Annotated in this window: 22 protein-coding genes and 1 tRNA gene; 7 read left to right on the forward strand and 16 right to left on the reverse strand. The window is 71.6% G+C overall.

Annotated features, from left to right (window positions below; all coding sequences use genetic code 11):
- Window positions 1–96: 96 nt before the first annotated feature.
- Window positions 97–651, forward strand: coding sequence for a hypothetical protein (locus tag AB0O53_RS17205; protein ID WP_365196413.1), 555 nt, complete (start codon window positions 97–99; stop codon window positions 649–651).
- On the opposite strand, the gene AB0O53_RS17210 is transcribed toward AB0O53_RS17205, so the two are convergent.
- Entirely contained in the window at window positions 639–998 is a 360-nt protein-coding gene (locus AB0O53_RS17210) for an HNH endonuclease (protein ID WP_365196416.1), read from the reverse strand. The genes AB0O53_RS17205 and AB0O53_RS17210 overlap by 13 nt on opposite strands.
- A gap of 836 nt (window positions 999–1,834) precedes the next feature.
- Here AB0O53_RS17210 and AB0O53_RS17215 point away from each other — a divergent pair.
- Window positions 1,835–2,008, forward strand: a complete 174-nt coding sequence (locus AB0O53_RS17215) for a hypothetical protein (protein WP_365196419.1) — start codon at window positions 1,835–1,837, stop codon at window positions 2,006–2,008.
- A gap of 159 nt (window positions 2,009–2,167) precedes the next feature.
- On the opposite strand, the gene AB0O53_RS17220 is transcribed toward AB0O53_RS17215, so the two are convergent.
- The 3 genes from AB0O53_RS17220 to AB0O53_RS17230 form a co-directional block, all read right to left on the reverse strand.
- The gene (locus tag AB0O53_RS17220) at window positions 2,168–3,892 is read right to left on the reverse strand and encodes a recombinase family protein (RefSeq protein ID WP_365196421.1); all 1,725 of its coding nucleotides are present in this window, start codon (window positions 3,890–3,892) and stop codon (window positions 2,168–2,170) included.
- Window positions 3,873–4,373, reverse strand: a complete 501-nt coding sequence (locus AB0O53_RS17225) for a GNAT family N-acetyltransferase (RefSeq protein ID WP_365196423.1) — start codon at window positions 4,371–4,373, stop codon at window positions 3,873–3,875. The genes AB0O53_RS17220 and AB0O53_RS17225 overlap by 20 nt, the downstream gene beginning before the upstream one ends.
- A gap of 94 nt (window positions 4,374–4,467) precedes the next feature.
- Window positions 4,468–5,031 (reverse strand): DUF1707 and FHA domain-containing protein, encoded by a 564-nt coding sequence (locus tag AB0O53_RS17230; protein ID WP_350993842.1) that lies wholly within the window; start codon window positions 5,029–5,031, stop codon window positions 4,468–4,470.
- A gap of 110 nt (window positions 5,032–5,141) precedes the next feature.
- On the opposite strand from AB0O53_RS17230, the gene treZ reads away from it, so the two are divergent.
- A complete protein-coding gene (gene treZ, locus AB0O53_RS17235) occupies window positions 5,142–6,902 on the forward strand; it encodes a malto-oligosyltrehalose trehalohydrolase (RefSeq protein WP_365196426.1) in 1,761 nt (586 codons plus the stop codon).
- Between the two features lie 25 nt (window positions 6,903–6,927).
- Here treZ and AB0O53_RS17240 read toward each other — a convergent pair whose 3' ends face one another.
- Window positions 6,928–8,067, reverse strand: coding sequence for a M24 family metallopeptidase (locus tag AB0O53_RS17240; RefSeq protein WP_365196429.1), 1,140 nt, complete (start codon window positions 8,065–8,067; stop codon window positions 6,928–6,930).
- Window positions 8,064–8,909, reverse strand: a complete 846-nt coding sequence (locus tag AB0O53_RS17245) for a LysR family transcriptional regulator (RefSeq protein ID WP_365196431.1) — start codon at window positions 8,907–8,909, stop codon at window positions 8,064–8,066. The genes AB0O53_RS17240 and AB0O53_RS17245 overlap by 4 nt, the downstream gene beginning before the upstream one ends.
- 77 nt (window positions 8,910–8,986) lie before the next feature.
- On the opposite strand from AB0O53_RS17245, the gene AB0O53_RS17250 reads away from it, so the two are divergent.
- Complete coding sequence (locus tag AB0O53_RS17250; RefSeq protein WP_365196434.1) at window positions 8,987–9,820, forward strand: CTP synthase C-terminal region-related (seleno)protein; 834 nt, start codon at window positions 8,987–8,989, stop codon at window positions 9,818–9,820.
- Window positions 9,821–9,893: 73 nt separating this feature from the next.
- Window positions 9,894–9,966, forward strand: a tRNA-His gene (locus AB0O53_RS17255).
- A gap of 87 nt (window positions 9,967–10,053) precedes the next feature.
- On the opposite strand, the gene AB0O53_RS17260 is transcribed toward AB0O53_RS17255, so the two are convergent.
- On the reverse strand, window positions 10,054–10,809 hold the full coding sequence (locus AB0O53_RS17260; protein ID WP_350993852.1) for an alpha/beta fold hydrolase: 756 nt from the start codon (window positions 10,807–10,809) through the stop codon (window positions 10,054–10,056).
- Window positions 10,810–10,882: 73 nt separating this feature from the next.
- Between AB0O53_RS17260 and AB0O53_RS17265 the strand changes: the two genes are divergently transcribed.
- The gene (locus tag AB0O53_RS17265; protein WP_365196437.1) at window positions 10,883–11,596 is read left to right on the forward strand and encodes a hypothetical protein; all 714 of its coding nucleotides are present in this window, start codon (window positions 10,883–10,885) and stop codon (window positions 11,594–11,596) included.
- Here AB0O53_RS17265 and AB0O53_RS17270 read toward each other — a convergent pair.
- The 5 genes from AB0O53_RS17270 to AB0O53_RS17290 form a co-directional block, all read right to left on the reverse strand.
- On the reverse strand, window positions 11,583–13,643 hold the full coding sequence (locus AB0O53_RS17270) for a phosphocholine-specific phospholipase C (RefSeq protein WP_350993856.1): 2,061 nt from the start codon (window positions 13,641–13,643) through the stop codon (window positions 11,583–11,585). The two genes, AB0O53_RS17265 and AB0O53_RS17270, sit on opposite strands and share 14 nt — an antisense overlap.
- A 199-nt stretch (window positions 13,644–13,842) precedes the next feature.
- A complete protein-coding gene (locus AB0O53_RS17275) occupies window positions 13,843–14,454 on the reverse strand; it encodes a GTP-binding protein (RefSeq protein WP_350993858.1) in 612 nt (203 codons plus the stop codon).
- On the reverse strand, window positions 14,441–14,812 hold the full coding sequence (locus AB0O53_RS17280; RefSeq protein WP_350993860.1) for a DUF742 domain-containing protein: 372 nt from the start codon (window positions 14,810–14,812) through the stop codon (window positions 14,441–14,443). The genes AB0O53_RS17275 and AB0O53_RS17280 overlap by 14 nt, the downstream gene beginning before the upstream one ends.
- Window positions 14,812–15,228: a roadblock/LC7 domain-containing protein gene (locus AB0O53_RS17285; protein WP_350993862.1), complete on the reverse strand. Its 417-nt coding sequence runs from the start codon at window positions 15,226–15,228 to the stop codon at window positions 14,812–14,814. The genes AB0O53_RS17280 and AB0O53_RS17285 overlap by 1 nt, the downstream gene beginning before the upstream one ends.
- Window positions 15,225–17,552 carry a sensor histidine kinase gene (locus AB0O53_RS17290; RefSeq protein ID WP_350993864.1) on the reverse strand — a complete coding sequence of 776 codons (2,328 nt, stop codon included), beginning with the start codon at window positions 17,550–17,552 and terminating at the stop codon, window positions 15,225–15,227. Before AB0O53_RS17290 ends, AB0O53_RS17285 begins: the two co-directional genes overlap by 4 nt.
- Window positions 17,553–18,006: 454 nt before the next feature.
- Here AB0O53_RS17290 and AB0O53_RS17295 point away from each other — a divergent pair, with 454 nt between their 5' ends.
- Entirely contained in the window at window positions 18,007–18,330 is a 324-nt protein-coding gene (locus AB0O53_RS17295) for a hypothetical protein (protein WP_350993866.1), read from the forward strand.
- Window positions 18,331–18,435: 105 nt separating this feature from the next.
- Here the strand turns inward: AB0O53_RS17295 and msrB are convergent, their stop codons facing one another.
- From msrB to AB0O53_RS17315, 4 genes are all read right to left on the reverse strand, one after another.
- Complete coding sequence (msrB, locus tag AB0O53_RS17300) at window positions 18,436–18,849, reverse strand: peptide-methionine (R)-S-oxide reductase MsrB (RefSeq protein ID WP_030651645.1); 414 nt, start codon at window positions 18,847–18,849, stop codon at window positions 18,436–18,438.
- 23 nt (window positions 18,850–18,872) lie between these two features.
- Window positions 18,873–20,270, reverse strand: coding sequence for a UDP-N-acetylmuramate--L-alanine ligase (gene murC / locus AB0O53_RS17305; RefSeq protein WP_365196442.1), 1,398 nt, complete (start codon window positions 20,268–20,270; stop codon window positions 18,873–18,875).
- Between the two features lie 66 nt (window positions 20,271–20,336).
- The gene (locus AB0O53_RS17310; RefSeq protein ID WP_350993870.1) at window positions 20,337–20,804 is read right to left on the reverse strand and encodes an indole-3-glycerol phosphate synthase; all 468 of its coding nucleotides are present in this window, start codon (window positions 20,802–20,804) and stop codon (window positions 20,337–20,339) included.
- Window positions 20,805–20,939: 135 nt separating this feature from the next.
- Window positions 20,940–21,722 carry a pyrimidine reductase family protein gene (locus tag AB0O53_RS17315; protein ID WP_350993871.1) on the reverse strand — a complete coding sequence of 261 codons (783 nt, stop codon included), beginning with the start codon at window positions 21,720–21,722 and terminating at the stop codon, window positions 20,940–20,942.
- Window positions 21,723–21,758 lie beyond the last annotated feature (36 nt).

The following is a 21,758-nucleotide window of genomic DNA, read 5'->3' on the forward strand; positions in this document are numbered from 1 at the left end:
CGTGGTCGTCGCGGCACGGAGGTCACCTCCAGACAGGGGGATGTGTGACGGGGGCAACAGGTCTTGTGTGCCTGCGGAACAGTGGAGTGCGGACCGATGGCCAAGACTGACCACAACCAGCAGGAAGGGTCCTACGACATGAGCGGCTTTCCCATCTCGGAAACCGAAGACCTAGTCAAGCGATGGGTCCAGAAAGCCCGAGAGAACGCAAAGCAGAATGGTGAACGCCCCGTCTACTACTCGCAATTATCCCAATCCGATCGAAGGAACCTTTTCCGTGAAGCAGCACAGTTCATCCAGCTTGCAAGGGGCGAAATGCTGGAACGCTGCGTACCGCCCCGACCCACACAAGAGAACATCACAGCAATGGGCGACCGTCTCGCACACTGCGTAGCAGCACTCACAGCACGTATAGACGCACGTGGGGACGACTTCCTTCCCCCAAGCACTCGGCACCAGCTCGAAGTATTGGAACAGCGGATCGCCGTAGCGCTGGACATCGTGCAGAACGCACCCGAATTATGGTCCCGCGAAGCAGATGCAGCGTGGAGCGAGCTAATGCGCTGGGCTCACAAACTCGACGACCGGCCGTTTGACGGACGACGCAAGGACCCGTGGGCCCCGGAAGGATGGGGCCGCTATTCCTTCTGACAGGGAGCGTGGACACCCGGCCCGAACTCGGTAGCGGTCTTGAGCTGGTGGCAGCCGTGGCAGAGCACCTGCACGTTGCCATCTGTGTCCTCACCACCGAGGGCGAGGGGCCGCACGTGGTCCACGTCCACCCCGTCCGCGGGGAAGTCGTCAAGGCACCAGTCACACCATGCGGTGCCCCGTTCCTGAACCCGACTGCGGAGCCGTGCGGCAGCGTCGAACCGGGCCGCTCGTCGTCGGCTCCGTGCCCGGCGGGAACGGACGCTCGGTCGTCCCTCGTAGATGGTGTGGTGAGCCTTGCAGCGGCCCCGATGGGTCGCGGGCTCGGTGCAGTCGATACAGCGCATGTGCGGCCCCTGGTGGTCGTCGGCCTGGTCGTTGTCGTGCCCGCCCCCGGGCTCGAACCGGGGAACTCTGCGGAGTGATCCCGGATCTCCCCGAGGGGGCCGGTACCGCGCACCTCTGCCGTTGGGTCAGCGGGCAAGGGATCGTCCTCGCCGGCTCGGGGCCGGTCCGGACAGGGTGGGGACCACACGCGCTTACGACCCCTTTCGGCACCCCGAAGGGCGGTTACTCATGGGCGGTGTGGTCCCCGCACGTTGCCGCACGACCCCCGCGGCCACCCCCGTAACGGGAGGGTGCGTGGTGCACGGGCAACGCTTTCTCCGAGAGCGGGTACTCAGTCCGCCGAATCCCCCGTGTTGGGTGGGTGCGCGGTAATCCCGGTCTCGGAAGTAGTGGAGGGCGAAGGTTTCCCACAGCCCTTTCGGGCTTTAGGACTCTTTGCTTCCCCCGTAGTGGAGGGCGAAGGTTTCCCGCACCGTTCAGTCGGTCGGATATTTCGTTCTCCCCCACTGTGGAGGGCGAAGGTTTCCCGCTCGGTCAGTATCCGTTCTGGATACTTCCGGGCTCGCAGTAGTGGAGGACGAAGGTTTCCCGGGGCCGCACAGTGATGCAGTGCCGAACGTGACCCCGGCTTCTCTTCTCTCCTATTTTTTCTACGTGTTCTAAAAAAGTGGTGTAAACCGTCACTCCAACACCACCGTCCCGCTGTGGGGCAGCTCGACCGAGCCGGCGGGCTCCGGATGCGTACTGCGGGGCGGGGCCCGAGGGTGGACCCATGGCGGACCGCGCAGAAGTAGTGGTGCACCCCGTAGGTCCCACGGGCGGACGGGCGGTCACCGTGCACGTACATGGGCAGGACACACCCCTCGGTACCGCGTACAGCAGCCGGGACCTGGTGGTGTTCCTCGGTGCCGCGGGGCTAGACGATGCCGAAGCGCTGGTGGACCGCCGGGACCCGCTGATCCGCTGGCAGCGCGAGGGGCCCGACGTGTGGACCCGCGAGGACGGCTGAGCGCCCATCGACGGGCATGAGAAAGCCCCGGCGGTCACAAAGGGACTACCGGGGCGGGGCGGGCCGGGTGTACTGCATTTCCGGGCTCTGGGACCGTAGTGCTCCAGCCCTACCCCGCACGCTCCATGTCGGCGCGGGGCAAGGGCAGCGTACCGGGGACTACGCGGCCAACGTGGCGGCAAGCTTCATCCGCGAACCGGGGGACGGGGGTGCATCGCCCCGGTTCTCTGCCTCTAGGTCTCGGTCAGCCGTTGTCCACGCATCCACGGCCGGATCCAACTCCCCGGACATCGAGAACGTCACCCGTCGTACGTCCAAGCGTCGCCAGCCCCCGCGGGTACCCGGCTTCACCTCCAAACGTGCGCCCGCTTCAGTCAGCATCCTGCGTTGCTTGTTGGAATCCGACGACCATTCATCAGCGAACGTCAAACCGGTGGGTGTAGTAACGCGCTGCGGTTCCCTCTTTTCCCGCGATTCAAGATCGGCAATCCGGGCGTCCAAGGCATCGGCCCGCTCTTGCCACGCTTTCCGCGCGTGGTTTGACTTTTGACGCCCTCGCTGCTCCTGATGCTCCGCGAATTCTGCGAGCGTTTCCAATAGTTCCGGCTCGGGGTCGTATCCAGGGATTTCCGTAACTCGCGTTGTCTGTATGGAGCCAACCAGCTTTAGAAATTCGTCCCGCACATACTCTTCCACCCAGTCGGCCCTAACGTAAGTCGGGGAAATGCATTCCAATCCCCTAGATCGCGCGTTACAAACATAGCGCGGCCTTCCCGTCTTGTGAGTGGTGCGGATGTCCAGATACATCCGCTCGCCGCATCCCGAGCAATGGATGACGCCCAGTAGCGCGGCATTTGTGTCCACGCGTTCCCCATGCTGCCGAGACTTGGGCGTTGGCTTCAATATTGCGCCCACGCGGTCAAACTCTTCGCGCGTCAGAATTGGGGTCTCACTGCACATGACAGGGTTGCCCTGCGCATCGCGCACCGGCTTACCTTGGTGCATTTTCCAACCAAGGAGAACTTGATTTTTCAGGAGTCGAGTAATCACGGTGTACGTCCAGCGGAACTTGCTGCGGACCGCCCGAGACTTCCCGCCCACGCATCCACCTGTCTTCCGGCCCTTCTTAAGTGACCAGTGGTCCCGGGGCGTAGGAACGTTCTCTGCGTTGAGGGCGAGCGCAATAACGGCAACCTTCAGCCCGTTGACGAGATCACGGATAATGCGCTCAATCACAGATACGGCATCCGGATCAGGTGCGAGCGTCCATCCCACTCCCCCGAATTCCTTCGGCATAGGTACCGGCATGTAGCCGTATGGGGGTTTGCCGCCACCCGCCCAACGGAGCGGCATTTTACGTAGGGCTGCAAGCGCCCCCGTAACACGATCCTTGATACTCTGCGCTTCCACTTGAGCCGCAAAGGCAAGCATCATCATCATGAGTTCCGACGTGGGATCCATCGGATTGCGAAAGTCGAATACAAGACGGCCGCCGCCGATACCCTCGGCGAATACCAGCATCTTGTGATGCCGCTTCGCCCACTTGGCGAGATCGTGCATGTCGCTCATAGACCGGATGGCCCGGTCAAAACGCCACCAGACAAGCACGTCGAAATCATCGGGGCGATTTAGCCAAGCTCCGAGTTCGGGGCGATCAAAGGGTGAAAATTTAGACGCGCTTACGTCGAGGTCTACCGCTTCACGGGTCGTGGTTCCCTCGGTGAAGTCGATACCTAGTGACGCGGCGGCTATGTCGCCTGCCTCGCGCTGCCGTTCGGGGCTGGTCGTTTCATCGGTCAAGACCGACAGGCGCACACACCGCACGCCCCGAAGCGTCTGGTGGAAGGCCGTTCCTGCGAGTGGGTTACGTACTGCGGTGGTCATGCCCCCTGTAGAGGGCGGGGGGTTCCCGGCATCGTCCCTGGTCAGCGTCGCGGTTGCCACGTAGCCCACTCCAGAAGTAGAAGTCTGGAGCAACCGGATTCCAGTCGGGGGTCTGCCACTGGACCTGCTCCAGGCCCAGCTCGCGGGCCAGCTGCGTGACGCCGTCCATCAGGGCGGCGCCGAGGCCCTGGCCGCGGGCGGCCGCCGCCAGGTAGAGGCAGTCCATGTGGAGGTGGTCGCGCGCGTCCCAGAAGGCGAACTCGGCCGAGCAGGCGGCGTATCCGGCGACGACGCCGTCGGCGTTCTCGGCGAGCAGCACCCACAGCCGGGAGTCCTCGGCGAACAGCCGCGGCCCGAGCCGCGCGGCGAGGTCCGCGGGGCGGGGAGCCGACTTCTCGTAGGCGACGTGCTCGTGGATGAGTTCGACCAGCCGGGGCAGGTCCCCGACCCGGGCGCGGCGGACGACAGGCGTGTGTTCCATACCCGCCATCCTCCGCGCCCCCTCCCGCAGCCCGACCGGCGGGGCCGCCCCGAACCCGCCGCGGCACCCCGGGCGGGCCCCACGGCTACGGCCCTCAGCCCGCCGAGAGGCGGAAGGTCATGTTTCCGAAGCTGACCTGGTCGCCGTCGCGGACGACCGCGGAGCCCGTCACACGGCGTCCGTTGACGCTGGTGCCGTTGGTGGAGCCGAGGTCCTTGAGCACCCACACCCCGTCACGCAGGCTCAGTTCCGCGTGCATCCGCGAGACGGTCTCGTGGCTGAGCCGCAGCCCGTTGCCGGGGTCGCGGCCGATCCGCAGGGCCGCCGCGCTCGGGTGCGGCAACAGCAGTTTGGGCAGCCGCTCGGCGTTCCAGGCGCGCCGGACACCGGCGGACACCGCCGAGACCCGGCCGACCCAGCCGAACAGCCGACGGGTCCACGGGCTTTCGGCGGCCTCCCTGGACTGGAGGTCGGCGGTGAGGACCGCGAGGTCCTCGGAACGGCGGGCCACCAGGGCGAGTTCCATGCGGCGCAGGAAGGTGTCGTGGGACAGCTTGCCCAGGGCCGCACCCTCCCTGAGCTGGCCCAGCGCACGGTCTCGCTCGGCGTCCGACAGCCGCGGCGCGGGGAAGGCAGGAAGTTCGAAACTCGACGTCACAGGGTGATTGTCGGCCCGTCGGGGGCGGAGTGTCCAGAACTCCCCCGCCACGCCCGGAATGATGGGCACGATAAGCATGCTGGACACCGCCGGAGACGAGGGGACCGCCCGTGCAGTTCGAGGTGTGGGCACCGCTGTCGGGCCGGGTCGCCCTGCGACTCGACGACGTGACGTACGACATGGCACGCGATCCGGACCGGGACGGCTGGTGGACCGCGCAGGCCCCGGCCGGGGACGGGAGCCGCTACGGCTTCCTCCTGGACGGTGAGGCCTCCCCGCGGCCCGACCCGCGCGGCCGGCGGCTGCCGGACGGGCCCGACGGCCTGTCGGCCGTCGTGGACTTCGAGGCCCTCGCCCCGCACCACGCGCCCGCGCCCGCCCCGGCGCCGCGCGTGCCGCTCCAGGACGCGGTCCTGTACGAGCTCCACGTCGGCACCTTCACCCCCGAGGGCACCTTCGACGCGGCCGCGGCCCGCCTCGGCCACCTCGTCTCCCTCGGGGTCACGCACGTGGAGCTGATGCCGGTGTGCTCCTTCGCCGGCCGGCACGGCTGGGGCTACGACGGGGTCGCGCCCTGGGCGGTGCACGAGCCGTACGGCGGCCCGGCCGGCCTGGCCCGGTTCACGGCCGCCGCGCACGCGGCCGGGCTGGGCGTGGTCCTCGACGTGGTCCACAACCACCTCGGGCCCTCCGGCAACCACCTGCCCGCCTACGGACCGTACTTCACCGACACCCACCACACCCCGTGGGGCTCCGCGGTCAACCTGGACGCGCCCGGCTCCGACGAGGTGCGCGCGTACCTCATCGGCAGCGCGCTGGCCTGGCTGCGCGACTACGGAATCGACGGCCTGCGGCTGGACGCCGTGCACGCGCTGGCCGACGGGCGGGCGCTGACCTTCCTGGAGGAGCTGTCCGCGGCCGTCGCGGGGCTCGCCGCCGAGACCGGCCGGCCGCTCTTCCTGATCGCCGAGTCCGACCGCTGCGACCCGCGCACCACCACCCCGCGCGCCACCGGCGGCCTGGGCCTGAACGCCCAGTGGAACGACGACTTCCACCACGCCCTGCACTGCGCGCTGACCGGTGAGTCCCAGGGGTACTACGCCGACTTCGCCGAGGCCCCGCTGGCCGCCCTCGCCAAGACCCTGAGCCGGGTCTTCTTCCACGACGGGACCTGGTCCTCCTTCCGGGGCCGCACGCACGGCCGGCCCGTGGACCACCGCCGCACCCCGGCCCACCGGTTCGTCGGCTACACCCAGACCCACGACCAGATCGGCAACCGGGCCCTCGGCGACCGGCTCTCGGCCTCGCTCTCCCCCGGGCTGCTGGCCTGCGCGGCGACGGTGGCGCTGACCGGGCCCTTCGTGCCGATGCTGTTCATGGGCGAGGAGTGGGGCGCCCGCACCCCGTGGCAGTACTTCACCGACCACCCCGACCCGGAGCTCGCCGAGGCGGTGCGCAGCGGCCGGCGCCGGGAGTTCGCGGCGCACGGCTGGAAGGCCGAGGAGATCCCCGACCCGCAGGACCCGGCGACCAGGGACCGTTCCTGCCTGGACTGGTCGGAGCCCGAACAGCCGCCCCACGCGCGCCTGCTGGACTGGTACCGCACCCTGGTCGCGCTCCGCCGGACCCACCCGGACCTGCGCGACCCGGACCTTGCGGCGGTCCGGGTCGCCCACGACGAGGAGCGGCGCTGGCTGACCTTCCGGCGGGGCGACGTACGGGTGGCCGTGAACCTGTCCGCCGAGCCGGTGACGATCGCGCTGGGCCGCAACGGGGTGCGGGTGCTGGCGGCCTGGGAGCCCCTCGAACACCCCGGTCCCGACGGGCGGATCCACCTGCCGGGCGAGTCGGCGGTGGTCCTGGGCCCCTGAGCGCGCGGCCGGGTCCGCGCAGGGGCTACTCGACGACGGCGAGTTCGCGCGGGGCGCCGTTCAGGCGGCGCCCGCCGTCCTCGGTGACGGTCACGATGTCCTCGATGCGGACGCCGAACCGGCCCGGGAGGTACACGCCCGGCTCGACGGAGAAGCACATGCCGGGGACCAGGGGCCGCTCCTCGCCCTCGACCATGTACGGGGGCTCGTGGGTGGTGACGCCGATGCCGTGGCCGGTGCGGTGGATGAAGCGGTCGCCGTACCCGAACTCGGTGATCACGGCACGGGCCGCCCGGTCCACGTCCTGGCAGGCGGCGCCGGGCCGGACCGCCGCGAAGGCGGCCTGCTGGGCCTCGCGGACGATGTCGTGGACCCGCTGCTCCTCCGCGGTGGGCTCGCCGACGTGCACCGTGCGGGAGATGTCGGAGCCGTAGCCGAAGCGCAGGCCGCCGAAGTCGAGGACCACCATGTCCCCGTGGCGGATCACGCGCTCGCCGGCCTCGTGGTGCGGGTTGGCGCCGTTGGGCCCGGATCCGACGACGGTGAAGTCGACCTGGGAGTGGCCGTGCGTGCGCAGCAGGGCGGCCAGGTCCGCGGCGACGTCGGTCTCCCGGCGGCCGGCGAAGGGCAGGTGGAGGATCTGGGCGTAGGCGGCGTCGGCGGCGGCTGCGGCCGCTGCGAGGCGCTCCAGCTCCCGCGCGTCCTTCACGGCGCGGAGCATGGGCAGGCAGTCGGTCAGCGCCGCGTAGGAGGTGTCCGGCAACTGCCGCTGGAGGCCGAGGAGATGCAGGGCCCAGGTGTTGTCGCTCACCCCGAAGCGCCCGCGGCGGTCCAGCAGCGGGGCGGTCAGGGCGCAGGGGTCGTTCCCGTCGGCCCAGTCGCGCAGGGTCAGCGCGTCGGCTCCGGGGGCCTTGGCCGCGTCGGGCGCCTCCAGGGCGGGGACGACGAGCACGGGGTCCTGCCCGGCGGCCAGGACGAGGAGGGTCAGCCGTTCGGTCTCGGCGGTGGGGCGGTATCCGGTGAGGTGGGTGAGGTCGGGTCCGGGGGCGATCAGCAGCCCGGCGAGCCCCGCCTCCGCGGCGCTCCGCGCGGCCGCGGCCATGCGGGCCGCGTAGTCGGCCGCGGTGAAGGGGGCGGGGCCGGCGGCGCCGGTGTCATCGGTCATACGGGGGATCCTGCCGTGAGCCGTGCGGCGAGGGCGGCGGCCGCGCCGGTCGGGGCGCCGGGCGAGAGCAGTTCCGTACGGTGCACCAGGCGCGGGGCGGACAGCGGTACGGCGACGCCCGCGCCGGCGGCCTCGGCGACGCGGCGCGGGAGGAGGACGAGGCCGTGCCCGGCGGTGGCCAGTGCGCACAGGGCGTGCAGGTCGGTGCCCTCGTAGCGGACGGAGGCCCGGGCGGCGGTGAGCGGCAGGCCGATGCCGGGGGCGTCGATCCAGCGGGCGTCGGCGAGGTCGTCCAGGCGGACGGCGGCCCGCCCGGCGAGGGGGTGTCCCCCGGGAAGCAGCACGGCCAGTTCCTCCTCGCCCGCGCCGGTCACGGTGAGCGGGGCCACGTCGGGCAGCCGCAGCGGGTCGCTCGGCGCGGCCGGGCCGTCGACCAGCCCGAGGTCGCAGCCGCCGGTGGCCACGGCGGCGGGGACCTCGGCCGGGGGCAGTACGCGCAGGGTGACCCCGGTGGCGGGCAGGGCGGCGAGCAGCCGGGGGCCGACGGCGAGCGGGGACGCGGCGAGCGTGACGCGCCCGGGCGGGGCGGCGGCCAGCCGCAGCACGTCGGCCCGCGCGGCATCGAGCCGCAGGAGCAGCGGTCCGGCGTGCTCCAGGAGCCGCCCCCCGGCCGCGGTGGGTGCGACGGGCCGGCGGGTGAGGAGCTCCGCCCGCAGGTCCCCCTCCAGCGCGGCGATGTGCTGGGAGACGGCGGACTGGGTGTAGCCCAGCTCGCGGGCGGCTCCGGAGAAGGAGGCGAGCCGGGCCACGGCGACGAAGGTGCGCAGGAGGTGCGGATCCATGGTCATCAGGATCACTTATCGCAGGTGCACGAACAATCGTTGGCGCTGAAGCCGATGGCGGTCACAAGATGATCCGCATGACCACCGCACCCGCCGCCCAGGCCGCATCCGCCGAAGTCGCCGCAGCCGCCGAAGTCGCCGCAGCCGCCGTACCTGCCGCATCCGCCGCCCGCACGCAGGTGGCGCGGATCGCCCTCGTCGGCGACCGCTCCCCGCACGTGAAGTCCCACTCCCGGATCCCGCTCCTCCTCGACGCCCTCGCCTCCCGCGACGGCCTGGTCCTCGACGCCTACTGGATCCCCACCTCCGATGCCGAGGCCGAGGCCGCCGCCGGGACCCTGGCCCGCTTCGACGCCGTGTGGGTGCTGCCGGGCAGCCCGTACGCCAGCGAGGCCGGGGCGCTGGCCGCGATCCGGGTGGCGCGCGAGGCGGGCATCCCCTTCCTCGGGACCTGCGGCGGCTTCCAGCACACGCTGCTGGAGTACGCCCGGACGGTGTGCGGGCTGGCCGGGGTCGCGCACGCCGAGAACGACCCCCGGGCGGCCGACCTGCTGATCGCGCCGCTCGCCTGCTCGCTCGTCGGCCACGAGGGCGTCGTACGGGCCGAGCCGGGGTCGCTCGCCGAGACCGCGCTCGGCGCGGAGCGGTCGACGGAGCACTACCACTGCACCTACGGGCCCGCTCCGCGGCACCTGCCGGTCCTCACCGCGCACGGGCTGCGGCTGTCGGGGCACGACGAGGAGGGGCAGGTGCGCATCGCGGAGCTGCCCGGGCACCCCTTCTTCCTGGCCACGCTCTTCCAGCCGGAGCTCCAGGGCGACGGGACCCGGCCCCACCCGATCATCAGGGCCCTCGCCGTGGCGGCCGTGGCGCACGCCGCCGCCCGCGCCGACGGGGTCGCGGCCGGATAACGCGTCGCAGGACCACCCCGCAGATCGGCTATGCTGTGCATGCACATCGACGGGCGGTCCGCCGCCCCTCGTGGTGGGTGTAGCTCAGTTGGTAGAGCACCTGGTTGTGGTCCAGGTGGCCGCGGGTTCAAGTCCCGTCACTCACCCTGATCCCCCGGGGTACGAGGTCTCCTCGTACCCCGGGGTTTTTCGTGTCTTCCGTCCCCCTTCCGTCCCCCTTCCGTCCCCCGCGGCTAGTCGCGGAGGAAGGCTTCCACCTCGGTGGCGAAGGCCACGGGGGTCTCGTGCGGCGGGTAGTGCCCGGCGCCGGGGAGGGTGCGGATGCGGCAGTTCGGGTACCAGACCTGCCAGGTGGCGCGCATCACGTCGGCGGTGAGCGCGAGGTCGTACTCCCCGACCAGGACGAGCACCGGGACGGTGTTGCCCTTGACGGCGGCGGACAGGTCCAGGGACTGCCAGCTGGCGAGGTAGTCGGCGAAGGCCTCCGGGCGGGAGACCTCCAGGGAGTGGGCGACCATCCGGTCGATCCAGTGGGCGCTCGCCCGGTTGCCGGTGACGAGGTCGAGGATGGCGCGCCGGTGCTCGGGGCTCTCGGCGGCGCCGAAGAAGAGCGCGTGGGCGGCGTCGTCCATCTCGTACGGCGCGGCGGGGACCGGGTTGATCCCGACGAGCTTCTCGATCCGTTCGGGGGCGCGGACGAGGACCTGCTGGGCGGCCTTGCCGCCCATGGAGTGGCCGAGCAGGGAGAAGGTGTCCCAGCCGAGCTGGTCGGCGAGTTCGAGGACGTCGTCGGCGATCTCGGGAAGGGTGTGGCGGCCGGCGACGTCCCGGCGTTCGCCGTAGCCGCGGTAGTCGAGGAAGGCGTAGCTGAACCCTTCCGGATCCAGGTGGTCCAGCACCGAGCCCCAGTTGGCGGACGTGCCGAACCAGTCGTGCAGCACGATGACGCGGACGGGTCCGGTGCCGATCCGGCGGTGGGCGATGGCCATGCGTTCTCCCTCGGTGACGGGGCTGGTGACTACCGACGCCGTAAGCAATGCCCACCGCGCCTACCATCACACCGTGAGCCCGACATCGCGCACGGACCGGCTGGTCATGGGGGACTTCTCGCGGCCGGACGGGGCCCGGCACCCCCACCACCCGCGCACCTACGAGATCACCGACCCCGCCGAGGCAGGTGAGGTCCGGGCGGTCAGGGAACTCGGCCGCAGCCTCGCCGCCGCGGCCGGCGACGACGTGTTCGGCTGCTCGTGCGGGGACGACGACGGGACCCGGCACGCCACCCCCGAGTCGAACCGGCTGCTGGACCCGCTGTCCCCGGACGGGATCCCGGCCCGCCACCGTGCCCGCTGGGTGGCCGCGGCCCCCGGGGCGCTGCGCGCGTACGCCGGGGCCCTCGCCGCGGGCGCCGGGGAGCCGGCGCCGCCGCGCGGGGTGCCGCTCAGCGTGGCCTTCGGCTGGCTGGGCGCCGTACGCAAGGAGCCGCGCGACGCGGCGTGGCTGCTCGCCGAACGGGCCCCGATGGGGCTGCTGGCGGGGGCCGCCACCGCGGAACTGGCCTGGGCGGTGCGGGAGTCGGACCGCGCCGGGCTGGAGGGAGCCGTGCGGTTCTTCGCGGGCGAGGAGTTCACCACCCGCCACCCGAAGCGGCGCCGGGTCCCGGACACCGCCCGGGACCTGCTGCTCCGGCACGCCCGCAGCCACCGCCCCGGGGACCTCGCGGTCCTGGAACGGCGGCTGCTGCGCGCGCCGGAGGACCGGATCAAGCGGTCCTGATCCCCGGGTCGGAGACGCCCGGGGCGCCGGTCTCCACGTGCCCCGCGAAGCGCCGCAGGAAGGTGGTGTCGAGGTCGGAGACGACCCTGACGTCGTACCAGCGGCCCGTGGCGGCGAGGCTCACGGTGTGGGTGAGCGTGCCGCCGGCGGCGACCCGGAAGGTCTGGGCCGCGCCGCCGTAGGAGTTGGTCACGGTGAGGTTGACCGCGGCCGTGCCGGAGTTGGTCATGGTCAGGGCCAGGTCTCCGGTGGCGCTCGCGTGGCGGGCCGTGACCTCGGGTCCGGCCTTCTTCGCCGGGCCCTTGAAGGTGCGCAGGAAGCCGTTGGGGCCCCACACCGTCAGGTTGATCTGGTTGCCGGTGGAACTGCTGGTGGACCAGGTGTCGGAGAGGGTCTTGCCCGCCTCGACCGTGTAGGGCCAGGGGCCGTCCGTACGGTTGCCCGAGGTGCTGTGGAAGTGGGCGCCCAGGGTCGGGCCGGAGGCGAAGGTAAGGGTGAACCTGCCCGTGGAGACGGTGCGGGCGCCGTCCACGTACGGGACGTAGCCGAGGGCGCGGGTGGGCTTGGACCCGGCCTCCTGCGGCGGCAGGGCGCCCGTGGCGGGCGGCGTCGGGTGGTAGGAGGGGTGGCGGTCCTTGTCCGGCGGGACGTAGCCGGCCGTGGACGGCAGCGCGGCGGGCGCGGCGTCGGCCCGGGTGAAGTCGAAAGCCGAGGTCAGGTCGCCGCAGACGGCGCGGCGCCACGGCGAGATGTTCGGCTCCTGCACCCCGAAGCGCTTCTCCATGAAGCGGATCACCGAGGTGTGGTCGAAGGTCTCGGAGCAGACGTAGCCGCCCTTGCTCCACGGGGAGACCACGATCATCGGGACGCGCGGGCCGAGCCCGTACGGTCCGGCCGCGTAGCCGCCGCCACCGGCGTAGAGGTCCTTCGAGACGTCGGCGGTGGACAGGCCCCAGGCCGAGGAGGCCGGCGGGTACGGCGGGACGACGTGGTCGAAGAAGCCGTCGTTCTCGTCGTAGGTGATGAACAGGGCGGTCTTCGCCCAGACCGCCGGGTTCGCGGTCAGCGCGTCCAGGACCTGCGAGATGTACCAGGCGCCGAAGTTCGTCGGCCAGTTGGAGTGCTCGCTGAACGCCTCGGGGGCGGCGATCCAGGAGACCTGGGGCAGGGTGCCGGCCGTCACGTCGGCCCGCAGCCGGTCGAAGTAGCCGTCGCCCGCCTTGACGTTGGTGCCGGTGCGGGCCTTCTCGTACAGGGGGCTGCCGGGCTGGGCGTTTCGGTAGCTGTTGAAGTAGAGCAGCGAGTTGTCGCCGTAGTTGCCGCGGAAGGCGTCGTTGATCCAGCCCCAGGAGCCGGCGGCGTTGAGGCCGTCGCCGACGTCCTGGTAGACCTTCCAGGAGATCCCTGCCGCCTCCAGCCGCTCGGGGTAGGTCTTCCAGCCGTAGCCGAGCTCCTGGTTGCCGAGGACCGGGCCGCCGCCCACGCCGTCGTTGCCGGTGTACCCCGTCCACAGGTAGTAGCGGTTCGGGTCCGTGGCACCGATGAAGGAGCAGTGGTAGGCGTCGCACACCGTGAAGGCGTCGGCGAGGGCGTAGTGGAACGGGATGTCGTTCCGCGTCATGTACGACATGGTCGTGGCCGTCTTGGCCGGGATCCACTTGTCGTACTTGCCGTTGTTGTAGGCCTGGTGGCCGCCGGCCCAGTCGTGGTTGAGCCCCTCCAGGAACTGCATCCCGAGGTCCGCGATCTGCGGGTGGAACGGCAGGACGTCCTTCGTCCCGTTCGACTGGTGGAAGATCGTCTTGCCGTTGTCCTGGAGCACCGGCCGGGGGTCGCCGAAACCGCGAACGCCCTTCATGGCCCCGAAGTAGTGGTCGAAGGACCGGTTCTCCTGCATGAGGACGACGACGTGCTCGATGTCCTGGATCGTTCCGGTGGTGCCCTGCGCCGAGATGGCGGCGGCCCGCGCGATGCTCTCGTTCAGCATCGCGACGGCGGCCGTGCCGCCGGCTATCTGCAGGAACCGGCGGCGGTTGAGTTCTGCCATGGGGTGACGACCTCTGGGGGTGAGGGGAGGAGTCGAGGGGCGCCCCAAGGACAGCGGCCCCCGGGTACCGGACGGAGATGCCCTCGTGACGCCGCGCCGTACACCTGGCGAACGGACGGCGCGCGTGTCCGGGCCCTCATCCCCCACCTGCCGCTGCGGCCGGCCCGTACGGCGGCGCTGCCGGGCGGGCCGGGGGCGGTCAGCCGGTGACGGCCGCCCGCGGGTGCTCCGCCTTGTCGATGAGCACGTCGAGGAGGGAGAGCAGGGACGCGCGGACGTCCGTGCGCGAGCGCGCGTCGAGCATGAGGACGGGGGTGTCGGGGTCGCGCAGGTGCAGTGCCGCGCCGATCTCCTCGGCGGTGTAGGGCTGTTCGCCGTGGAAGCAGTTCGCGCCGACGACGAAGGGCAGGCCGCGGCTCTCGAAGAAGTCGACGGCGGGGAAGCTGCGGTCGAGGCGCCGGGTGTCGACGAGCACGATCGCCCCGAGGGCGCCGCCCAGGAGGTCGTCCCACATGAACCAGAAGCGTTCCTGGCCCGGTGTGCCGAAGAGGTAGAGGACGACTCCGGCGTCGGTGAGGGTGATCCGGCCGAAGTCCATCGCGACGGTGGTGAGGGTCTTGGACTCGATGCCGCCCAGGTCGTCGACGCCGACGCCCGCGGCCGTCAGCCGTTCCTCCGTCCGCAGCGGCTCGATCTCGGAGATCGTCTCCACCAGGGTGGTCTTGCCGACTCCGAAGCCGCCGGCGATGAGGATCTTGACCGGGGCCGGTTCCCGGGAGGAGGGCGGGGCGGGCGTGTCATATCCGGGCAAGGTTGTCCCTGATTCTCATGAGCAGGTTGACGTCGGTGGTGTCGGACGCCGCCAGCGGCGGCCGGTGGGTGATCAGTCCGCGGTCGGCGAGTTCGCCGAGGAGCAGCGTCATCGGTGTGAGGCGGATGTTCATCCGCGCCGCTATCTCCGCGACCGCGCGCCCGCCCGGCGGCGCGCACATGACGAGGATCTCCTGCCACTCGGTGGGCAGTCCCCCGTGCGCGTCGCCGGCGACCGCCGCCGTGATGGTGGTGTCCATGGTCAGGACGGTCTGCTCAGCGGCGGTACGGCCGTCGGTGAGGGCGTACAGCCGCGTTCGGCGGCGGCCTGCGGGCTGTGGCGGCTCGTCCTGCGGCATTACGAGTTCGGCGCCTGGCCGCGCTCGGGGGTGCCCAGCCATTCGCCGAGCGCCTGCGCGGTGCGTACGGCCTCGCCGCCCAGCTCGCCGAGGCGCGCCTTGCGGGAGGTCACGACGATGAGCGTGCTGCCCTCGCCGCAGCCGACGATGCACAGGTATCTGTCGTCCATCTCGACGAGCTGGCGGATGACGCGGCCGCCGTCGATCTCCCGGGATATCGCCTTCATCGTGGAGGCGATGCCGGAGGCGGCGGCCGCCATGCGCTCGGCCTGGGGCTGGTCCAGCAGGTAGTCGCTGAGCCGGATGCCGTCGTTGGACAGGAGCACGGCTCCCTGGATGCCGGCGATCCTGCTCAGGTTGTTGTCGAGGACGCTGTAGATGGCGTCGTTGGCCGCGGTGTTCGATGAGGTGGTCATGGCTGATCCCGTCGGAGCTCTTCTTCCACTGTCTGGGTCCCCTGTTCGTAGTCCGCCCAGGCGTCGGCGACCTCTTCGGGTGTCGCGGTGTCCTGGGGGACCTGTGTTTCCGGCGCGTGGGGCGCGCGCAGTTCGTCGGCTATGTGGGTCTGCGGGACGCGCTCGGGGAGGGCCGGCCGCGCGGGGGCGGCCGTCGGGGCCGGCCGGGCCGCGAGCGCGGTGGCGGGCGCGTGCCGGGGCGTCTTCGTACGGCGGCTGGGCAGTCCGGCGCTCGTGTGGGCCACCGGCTCCGGCTCGGGGGCCGGTTCGGGCTCCGGCTCGGGCTCCGGCTCCTGCGCGCGGACCGGTACGGGGTCTGCCGCAGCGGAAGCGGACTCGGCTGCCGGGGCCGCGGCAGGAGCCGGTACGGCGGCCACGAGCGCGGGTTCGCGGCGGGCGGGCTCGCGCGGGGCCTCCCCCTCCCCCGGCAGCAGCAGCTGCGCGGGCAGGACCACCACGGCGCAGGTGCCCCCGTACACCGAGCGGCGCAGGGTGACCGTGGCGCCGAGCTGGTCGGCGAGGTGGCCCACCACGAAGAGGCCGAGCCGGTGGGCGTTCTGCGCGAGGACGGAGTACGGCGGGGCCTGGTGCAGGCGCCCGTTCATCTCCTCGTAGCGTTCGGGGGTGACCCGCGGGCCGCGGTCCTCGATCTCGACGGACAGGCCGTCCGCGACCAGTTCGGCGCGGATGACCACCTTGGACCTGGGCGGGGAGAACCGGGTGGCGTTGTCCAGCAGCTCGGCCAGCAGGTGGCTGATCTGGCTGATGGCGCTGGGCTCCACGCTGGTCTCGTCCAGGGCCTGGCGCTCGATGCGCCGGAAGTCCTCGACCTCCGCGGCGGCTTCGCGCAGCAGGTCGGCGACGCGCATGGGCTCGGTGTGCGGGTCGGGGACCTCTCCGCCCGCCAGGATCAGGAGGTTCTCGATCTGCCGCCGCATGCCGACGGTCAGCTGGTCGGACCGCATCAGCTGGGCGAGCAGGGCCTCGTCGTGGCCGAAGGTGTCCTGGAGGTCCTCGGTGAGGCTCAGCTGGCGGCTGACGAGGTTTCCGGTGCGCGAGGCGATGCCCGAGGCGAACAGGCCGAACCCGTGGCGCTCGGCGGCGAGCTGACGGTGTCCGTCGACCGACACGGCGACGGCCCGGGCGAACGCGTCGCTGATGCGGCCGACCTCGTCCCGGTCCCCGCTCACGGCGGGCAGGGCCTGCGGGTCGACGGTCTGTCCGCGCTGGAGGCGGGCGACGACGTCCGGGAGGGTCTGCTCGGCCACGGTGACGGTGCGTTCGTGCAGGTCGTGCAGGCGGCGCAGGACCGACCGGGTGGTGAAGAAGACCACGACGACGACGGCCAGCAGCCCGCCGCCGCTGCCGGCTATCAGCCAGGCGACCTCGGCCTGCAGCTCCGCCGCCTTGGCCTCGCCGCGGGCGAGCACCGAGCGGGCCAGGTCGATGTTGAGGGTGGTCATCTGCACGGAGAAGTTGGCGTGCGCGGACGACCAGCCGCTGACCTCGCCGGGGAGCTTGATGCCCGAGACGGTGTCCTTGTGCCCGGAGAGGACGGCGTTCTCGATGCGCGTCTTCTCCTGCCAGTCCTCGGAGCCGACGACCCGCTCGTAGAAGCGCTCGTCCCGCGCCGTCAGGTGCGGCACGATCAGGGCTTCGTGGAGGTAGCGCTGGGCTCCCAGGGAGCTGACGAACTGGTCGTAGCCGACGAAGCTCAGTTCTCCGGACGGCCCGGCGAGGGCCAGGACGGTGTCCTCGCGCGCCACCATCTCGGTGGCCTGGAGCATCGAGACGACGGGGCGGCTCGCCTGGGCGAGTTCGGCGTCCTCCGCGTGGCTGAACTCCTGCTGGTAGACCTGGATGACCTTGCCGATGACCTCGGAGTAGTAGGCGAGGGTGCTGTCGGCGGCGCCGCTGCGGGTGTCCGCGCGCTGGCGGTGGGCGGTCAGTTTGTCGAGCTGCCGGGTCACTTCGGTGAAGGACCGCGAGGGATCGTCGGCGAGTGCGCGGAACTCGGCCGCGGCGGAGTCCGTGGCGGCGCGCCGCACGCGCAGTTCGCCCTCGGACCCGTCGGTGCCCGCCCACAGGGAGGCGGTCGCCGTCCGCTCCGCCTGCATGTCGACCATCAGCGTGTAGAGCGGGGCGCCGACCCGTTCGGCGGCCTCCACGTCGGCCCGGAGTTGGGCCGACTGCTCCAGCAACCGTTGCGCGGTCACCGTGACTTGGGCGCCCATCGCCACGGTGGGGACCACGGCCAGCCAGATGAGGAGGGTGCGCAGGCGCACGTTGCGCCACCGACGCGGCGTCGACCGCCCTCTTTCGCCTTCGGGTTCTATGGGAGACATCGGTCCTCGGGAGCGGGGGCGTGGGGACGTCAGGGGTGGCCGAACGGCCGGACCGGGCACGGCACTGCGGAGGGGACGGTCACAACCGGTGTGGTTGTGACGGGATGTGAGGGGCCGATCATAACCAGACAGACGGAAGAAACGGATAGGTGTCTTCACACGCCGACCGTGCTATCTCCGTCGGATCACCCCAGGCCAGAGACCGGATCGGAATCGAAACGCGACGTCCTCGACACCATCCCCGTCCGGTTCCGGCCAGCCGCCGCTCCGGTCGCACCGGGCAGGGGGCGGGGTGACGATGGAAGCAAGGTCCTCGCGGCCTGCGCCCGCGGTCCGCGGCCTCGGTGTTTCCTCCCGAGTGGCCTCGGTGTTTCCTCCCGAGTAAGGAAGACTCATGAACCGGCGCACACGGCTCCTCGTCCTCGGCCCCCTCGTGGCCGCCTCCTTCGTCGCCGCTCCCGCCGCCCTCGCGGCGGTCCCGGACGCCCCGCCGGCAGCCGTCCCGGCCGCGTCGTGTTCGACCTCCGGGGTGCTGGAGAACGGGAAGGTGCACCTGTCGGGCGGCGGCTTCACCCCGGGCCCGGCCTACGTGTACGGGTCGGCCGGCTTCGGCGGGACGGTCGAGATAGCCCAGAACGGCGGCTTCCAGGTCATGAACGTGCCGCCCGGCCAGTACAGCGTCCGCCAGGGCGGCGAACTGACCCAGTGCAGCGGCTGAGCGCACACAGGGGTGGGCCCTCCCGGCCCCGTGCGGGGCCGGGAGGGCCCACCGATGTCCCGTGCGGCTCGGATCCGCCCCGAGCGGCCCCGGTGCGTCCGGCCGTCAGCCCGCGTCCGGGGCCGGGGTCAGGCGCAGCGAGATGCTGTTGATGCAGTACCGCTGGTCCGTGGGGGTCGGGTAGCCCTCGCCCTCGAAGACGTGGCCCAGGTGGGAGCCGCACTTCGCGCAGCGGACCTCGGTGCGGACCATGCCGTGCGAGGTGTCGGCGAGCAGCTCGACGGCGTCGGTGTCCTTCGGGTCGAAGAAGGACGGCCAGCCGCAGTGCGACTCGAACTTCTCGGAGGAGCGGAACAGCTCGGCCCCGCAGCCGCGGCAGGAGTAGACGCCCTCCGTCTTGGTGTCGGTGTACTCACCGCGGAAGGCCGGCTCGGTGCCGGCGAGGCGCAGCACCTGGTACTCGGACGGGGTCAGCTCCGCCTGCCACTGCTCGTCCGTCTTCTCGACCTCGTACGACATGACTCTTCCGCTCCCTCGTTCCGTCAGCTGGAAAGGCGGGCGAGGATGGCCGGACCGAGGTCCGTGACGTCGCCCGCGCCCATGGTGAGAACGAGATCGCCGGGCTTGGCCATTCCCGCGATGACGTCGGCGACGGCCGCCTTGTCGTGCTCGGCGCTGACGTCGGCGCCCGCGGCGCGGGCGGCGTCGATGATGATGTCGCTGGTCACGCCGGGGATCGGGTCCTCGCGGGCGGGGTAGATGTCCAGGACGACGGAGGCGTCGGCGAGGGCCAGGGCCTGGCCCATCTCCTTGCCCAGCTCCTGGGTGCGGGAGAAGAGGTGCGGCTGGAAGACGACCAGGATGCGGGAGTCCCCGGCGGCTCCGCGGATGGCCTCCAGGTCGGCGTTCATCTCGGTGGGGTGGTGCGCGTAGGAGTCGATGACCTGCACGCCGGCGGCCTCGCCCTTGAGCTGGAGGCGGCGCTTGACGCCGGTGTACTTGCCGAGGGCGGAGGCCAGGTTGTGCGCGGGGATGCCGAGGGCGACGCCCGCGGCGAGGGCCGCGACGGCGTTGTGCGCGTAGTGGCGGCCGGGGACGGAGACGGTGAAGGTGAGCATCCGGCCGTCCAGGACCACGGTGACCTCGCTGGTCAGGCCCCGCGGGGTGACCTTGGTGATCCGGATGTCGGCGCCCTCCTCCTCGCCGTACGTGACGACGGTCAGGCCCTCCCGGCCCGCGACGCGGCGGGCGATCTCGGCGGCGCCCTCCTGGCCGTGGGCGACGACCAGGGTGCCACCGGGCACGACCTTGCCGACGAAGGTCTCGAAGGACTCGTAGATCTCCTCGATCGACGCGTAGTTCGCGTGGTGGTCGAGCTCGGCGTTGAGGATGATCGCGACCTGCGGGGCGTACTTGTGGAAGGAGCGGTCGCTCTCGTCGGCCTCGGCCACGAAGATGTCGCCCTCGCCGTGGTGGGCGTTGGAGCCCGGGGCGTCCAGGTCGCCGCCGATGGCGTAGGAGGGGTCCAGGCCCAGGGCCGAGAGGGAGACCGCCAGCATCGAGGTGGTGGTGGTCTTGCCGTGCGTGCCGGCCACGGCGATCGGGCGGAGCCCGTCCATCAGCGCGGCGAGGGCGTCGGAGCGGTGCACGACGGGGATGCCGAGCTCGGCGGCGCGGGCCAGCTCGGGGTTGTCGGCGCGGATGGCGCTGGAGACGACCACGCAGGTGGAGTCGGCGGCGAGGTTGCCGGCCGCGTGCCCGCCGTGGACCGTGACGCCGTGGGCGCGCAGCGCCTCGGCGGTCTCGGAGTCGCCGCGGGCGTCGCTGCCGGCGACCTTCCCCTCGCGCTGGGCCAGGATCTTCGCGATGCCGGACATTCCGGCGCCGCCGATGCCGATGAAGTGGGGCCGTTCCATGGCGGTCGGCAGGCCGGGCTTCATTCAGGTCGCTCCAGGATCGAGTGCGGTGCTTGTGTACGTCGGGCTGTGGGGCTGCGGGACCCAAGCCTATTCGTTGTGGGCGAAGAGCTTGAGCACGGGAACGCCCACCTTGTGGCGCGCCCGGGAGGCCCAGTCCCGGTGGAAGAACTCCTCCACGAAGTGCGGGGAGGTCAGGACGATCACCTCGTCGGCGCCGGTCTCGTCCACGACGGACTGCAGCTTGTCGAGCGGGTGCTTCCCGACGATCTGCCCCACGGCCTTGGCGCCCTTCTGGCGCAGGGCGTTCAGGGAGTGCGCGAGGGCGTGCGCGGCGGGGCCGAGCGCGTCCTCGCCCTCGGGCTCGTCACCCTCACGGATGGCTTCGGGCAGCTCACCGAGCGCTACGTCGTCGATGGCGCGCAGCAGTCGGTCCTGGTCACCACGGGGTTGCATGAGGACGACGAAGGAGACCGGGTCGTCTCCGTGGAGGCTGGTGACGAAGTCCACGTCCACCGTGGTCAGCGGCTGCTCGATCATCAATACGCTCGTGAACACGGACGCCCTCTCCTTCATGGGCCGAGGCCGGCCGGCCGGCCCCTGCGGAAACCATCCTGCCCCGCTCTCGCACGGGGCCTGCGCAGGTATATGTGCCCAGCGGAAGCAAAGCGGAACGAGAAATTCCGCCCCTTGTCAGATCCGACGGTAGCTCGTGAACAGGAACCCGGCCTCCTCCAGTACGCAGGCGGGCGCGAGCCGGTGCGGAACCGTGACGGAAGGGCCTCCGGCGATGCGCTGGGCACCGCCCGCCGTGAGCGTCGGGGAGATCGTCAGGCACAGCTCGTCCAGCACGTCGGCGGCCACGAACTGGCCCAGCAGGCGGGGCCCGCCCTCGGTGAGCTGGCGGCGCAGCCCGCGCGCGGCGAGCTCCCGTACGGCCCGGGCCGCGTCCACGGCCGCGCCCTCGCCGGCCACCACCACCTCGGCGCCGGCGGCCTTCGCCGCGGCCACCCGGTCGGAGGGCGCCGCGGCGCCGGTGACCACCAGGGTCGGCACCAGCGGGGAGGTGAACAGGGGCAGCGAGAAGTCCAGGTCCATGCCGGCGGTGACCACGGCGACGGCGGGGGCCGGGCCCTGTCCGGCGGCCTCGCGGCGGGCCGCGAAGGCCTCCCGGGCGCGGGCCGGGCGGTAGCCCTCCTGGCGAACCGTTTCCGCGCCGACGACCACCACATCGGCCAGCGCCCGCAGGGTGCCGAAGATCCGCATGTCGGTCTCGCCGGAGATGGGCTGGGAGCGGCCTTCGTGCTGGGCCGCGCCGTCCAGGGTGGAGACCATGTTGGCCCGCAGCCAGTGCCCGTCCGCCGCCAGGGCGGGGTAGGCGTAGGCGTCCGCGAGCTCGTCGAGCGACCACTCCCGGTCCGCCCCCTCCTGGCTGCGGGCTGATGTCTGATCGGTCACAGGGAACAGGCGTCGCATCGGTGCAGTGTGCCACGCCCCGTAGAGTTAAGGGCT

This window comes from Streptomyces erythrochromogenes (genome assembly GCF_040684695.1).
Classification (GTDB): Bacteria; Actinomycetota; Actinomycetes; order Streptomycetales; family Streptomycetaceae; genus Streptomyces; species Streptomyces erythrochromogenes_C.